We start from the raw sequence: 3,383 nt of genomic DNA, 5'->3' as shown, positions 1-3,383 counted from the left end.
CCAGCCGGGGCCGCCCCCGGCCCGGCCCGGCCGAGGCGGTGGCCGTGACCAGGCCCGCCTCGGCCAGGGCGGCCAGGTGGTGGCGGACGGTGGCGACCGAAAGCCCCGAGCCGGCGGCCATGTCGTCCACGCCCAGCAGGCCGTCCGCCTCCCGCAGCAGGGCCATCAGGCGCCGGCGCGACGGTACGGCCAAGGCGTGATGGACGCGCTGGGCGTCCACATCGCGGGGCATTTCGGTCATGGCTCAAATATAATCGACACCCATTGGCTAAAAGGGGGGGGCGCCCCCCGCCCCCCGTTCTCCGCCCTCAGGTACCCGTCCGGACGGCGAGGGACCATTCGTTCAGCACCCCGGCGTTCGAGACGACCGCGTCGGTGATCCTGAGCTTCCAGCTCCCCGGCACGGAGTCGCCGATCAGCGGGGCGAGCAGCGAGGGCGGCTGCGAATCCAGCGTCACCCGCAGGTTCTTGGCGTTGCCGCCCGTGCGGTTGTGGATCACGGCCCGGCGGCCGCTCGGGGCCATCAGGACCACGCGCAGATCGCCGATGCGGGGGTGCTCGATGTCGATCGTCACCGTCAGGTCCCGGACCGTTCCCTGGCCCTGGAGGGTGATCGCGTCGGTCAGGCCGCCGGAGTCGTCCTCGGGAATGCCGGCGCCGGGCGCGGAGGCGCCGGTGACCAGGGTGCCCGCCACGCCCTGCTCGCCGGTCCGGAAGGTGAGCACCGGGCCCGGCGGGGAGATGGAGGAGATGGTCGGTCCGGACTCGGTGCCGTCCCACCACAGGGACGCGGGGCGGCTGCTGTGCGAGACGGCGGTGCCCTGGGTGGGTCCGAACAGGTCCGAGCCGTCGCCCTGGTTCCGATTGGTCTCCAGGTCCAGGTGGCCGTCGGCCTGGAGGAGCGCGCACTGGTAGTGGCCCACCGGCGTGCCGTTCTGGAACTCGCTCCAGTGCACGAGCCGCCGCAGGTAGACGCAGACCGCGGACGGGAGGAACCCGTCGCCCAGGTTGTTGCCCGCGGCCATCGCGCAGTACGTGCCCAGTCCCGCGCTGGAGAAGTCGTCGCCCTCGCGCTCGGCCGTTCCGTAGTCGTACAGGTCCGGCCAGCGGCACAGCAGGTGGCCGATCTCGTGACAGAAGGTGCCGATGCTCAGGTCGGCGGCCGTCTCGCCGATGCTCGTGACGGTGTACAAGTCCGTCCGTACGCTGCCGATCCGGGCGGGGAAGCGGGAGTTGTGCGGCCAGAGGTCCCCCCTGAACTCCGTCCGGCCGGCGTACATGATGCAGAGGGAGTCGACGACGCCCCGCCCGAGCGAGTCGAAGCGGGTGAAGTCCATGCCGGCGTCGACGGCCGCCTGCAGCGCCTCCGGTACGAGCCGTCCCCGGTTCGCAGGGAGCCCGTAGGAGAGGCGGGGGCGGCTCAAACGCAGCGGACCGACCACGGTGTTGGTGAAGCGGAGCCGGCCCGTCGACATCGTGCGGAAGAACTCCTTGACGGAGGAGCTGTTTCCGTTCGCCGTGCAATGAGGGCTGTTCAGCAGCTCGGAGACCTCGTCGACCGTGACCTCCGTGGGCTTGTCCGGGAAGTCGACGAGGATCGTCAGCCCCTGGACGTCTCCCTCACTGAGGACGAAACCGGGGAGCAGGCCCTTGTTGGGACCGAAGGTCAGCAGGGTGTCCGGATCGGTGGTGGCCCGGTCCTCCTCCGGGACCGTCTCCATCAGCCGTTCCTTCACGACGTCCCGCCGGTAGACCTGCCCTTCCCGCAGGTGCCGGGGCAGCCCCTCGGGCGCCGGCCGGGAAACCGGCGTGCCGCTGGAGACGAACCGGCGTCCGGCGCCGCCGCCGTCGGTCTCGGCGAAGCAGTACAGGCCCCGGGCGTCGTCGTAGACGACGGAATAGCCGTCGAGCGTCTCGTGCCGTGCGTACTTGTCGTCACCGAAGGCGACGAGCCGCACCTCACCGCCCTCCTCCTGGGTGAAATGAGGGTGTCGCCGAAGATGCCACTCATCGCAAACCGCCTCCCGGATCCGGGCACACGAGGGCTGTCGCCTTCAGTGTCCGGTCGATCCCGGGACGGGCACAGGGCAGAAGAACCCACGCCGGGCGGGGCAGGGTTACCCCGGCCGGCAGGGCTGCCGGGTCAGGAGAGCTGCCCGGTCAGGAGGGTTGCCCCGGTGAAGACGATGGCCCCGGTCAGGAGGAGGAGGCCGGGATGAGGTCGTGGGTCAGGGCGAAGCGCGTCAGGTCGGCCCGCCGCCGCGAGCCGATCTTGTCGCGGAGCCGGTCCAGGTGGGCTCAGGCAGCCGCGGGCCCCCGCGCGCAGCGCGGCCCCGGCGTCTTCCGGCGGGCCGGAAGAGAGCACCAGCACGGCGAAGCCGAGTCCGGCCAGTCGCGCCACCACCTCCGCCAGGCACCCGGGCGCCAACCGCAGGTCGACGAGCAGGACGTCTCCGGCCAGGGCGTCCCCGCACGCCAGCGCGGCGGTGACCTCGTCGACCGTTCCGGCGCCGAGCACAAAGGCCGGGCCGTCGGCCGCTTCGAGCACGCGGGCCACGCCGTGGCGCAGCAGCGCGCAGTCACCGAGGACGCAGACCCGTCCCGCGTCCGCACTCATGCACGCCCCTCTCCCGGGGCCGCCCGGTGGGAGCGCTGCCCCGCCCCTCCGGTCTTGGCCCTCCGCGGCCGTCCGGCATGCCGGACGGTCCGTACGTCCCCGAGCCCGCCCGGGACGCCCGCCCGGGACGGCTTTCCGCGGACTGTTATCGTCCGGTCATGCCCGAGCTGATCACACCGACCCCCCGTCTGTACGCCTCCTGGCTCGTCGCGCAGGAGGAGTGGGGGCCCGACGCCCACATGGACGGCGCCGGGCTCGGCTCCGACGACGACGTGGACACCCCCGAGGGCTTCGGGGCCTGGACGGAACGCCTGAAGGGCTACGGGGACCGCGCGGTGCCGCTCGAGCACGGGCGCGTCCACGCCACGTACTGGTGGATCGCCGAGGGGGACGAGTACTTGGGTGCCATCGACCTGAGGCACTACCTGAACGGCTTCCTCCTCGACGCGGGAGGCCACATCGGCTACAGCGTGCGCCCCTCGGCCCGCCGCCGGGGCCTGGCCACCTGGGCCCTGGGCGAGGTCAAGCACGAGGCCCGGCTGCTGGGGATCGACCGGGTGCTGCTCACCTGCGACCCCGGCAACGAGGCCTCGATCCGCACGATCGAGAGCAACGGCGGCGTGCTGGAAGACGTCCGCGAGACCCTGATCGGCCCCAAGCGGCGCTACTGGATCGACCTCTAGTGCTGTGACCGGGAAGGTTCACCGGGTTGCGACGCCCGGCACGGCACCTCGCCGCGTTGTCGGACCGCGCAAGTACGTCCAGT

4 protein-coding genes are annotated in these 3,383 nt (G+C 72.2%); 1 reads left to right on the top strand and 3 read right to left on the bottom strand.

Annotation, left to right across the window (positions count from 1 at the left end; genetic code table 11):
- The 3 genes from ACFWBW_RS41640 to ACFWBW_RS41630 all read right to left on the bottom strand — a co-directional run.
- A partial coding sequence (locus ACFWBW_RS41640; protein ID WP_385385109.1) for an ArsR/SmtB family transcription factor occupies positions 1-241 on the bottom strand: 241 nt, incomplete at its 3' end.
- Positions 242-308: 67 nt separating this feature from the next.
- Complete coding sequence (locus tag ACFWBW_RS41635; RefSeq protein WP_385385106.1) at positions 309-1,958, bottom strand: M6 family metalloprotease domain-containing protein; 1,650 nt, start codon at positions 1,956-1,958, stop codon at positions 309-311.
- 185 nt (positions 1,959-2,143) lie between these two features.
- The gene (locus tag ACFWBW_RS41630; RefSeq protein WP_385385103.1) at positions 2,144-2,617 is read right to left on the bottom strand and encodes a hypothetical protein; all 474 of its coding nucleotides are present in this window, start codon (positions 2,615-2,617) and stop codon (positions 2,144-2,146) included.
- Positions 2,618-2,775: 158 nt separating this feature from the next.
- Here ACFWBW_RS41630 and ACFWBW_RS41625 point away from each other — a divergent pair, with 158 nt between their 5' ends.
- Entirely contained in the window at positions 2,776-3,300 is a 525-nt protein-coding gene (locus ACFWBW_RS41625) for a GNAT family N-acetyltransferase (RefSeq protein ID WP_385385100.1), read from the top strand.
- Positions 3,301-3,383 lie beyond the last annotated feature (83 nt).

It is taken from the genome of Streptomyces sp. NPDC059957 (assembly GCF_042730015.1).
GTDB lineage: Bacteria > Actinomycetota > Actinomycetes > Streptomycetales > Streptomycetaceae > Streptomyces.
This window is presented reverse-complemented; position numbering and strand designations above follow the sequence as displayed.

What these genes read in the sequence shown, in the direction of transcription:
- ACFWBW_RS41630 (WP_385385103.1), bottom strand. Translation starts at nt 2,617, where the DNA reads ATGAGTGCGGACGCGGGACGGGTCTGCGTCCTCGGTGACTGCGCGCTG.
- ACFWBW_RS41625 (WP_385385100.1), top strand. Translation starts at nt 2,776, where the DNA reads ATGCCCGAGCTGATCACACCGACCCCCCGTCTGTACGCCTCCTGGCTC.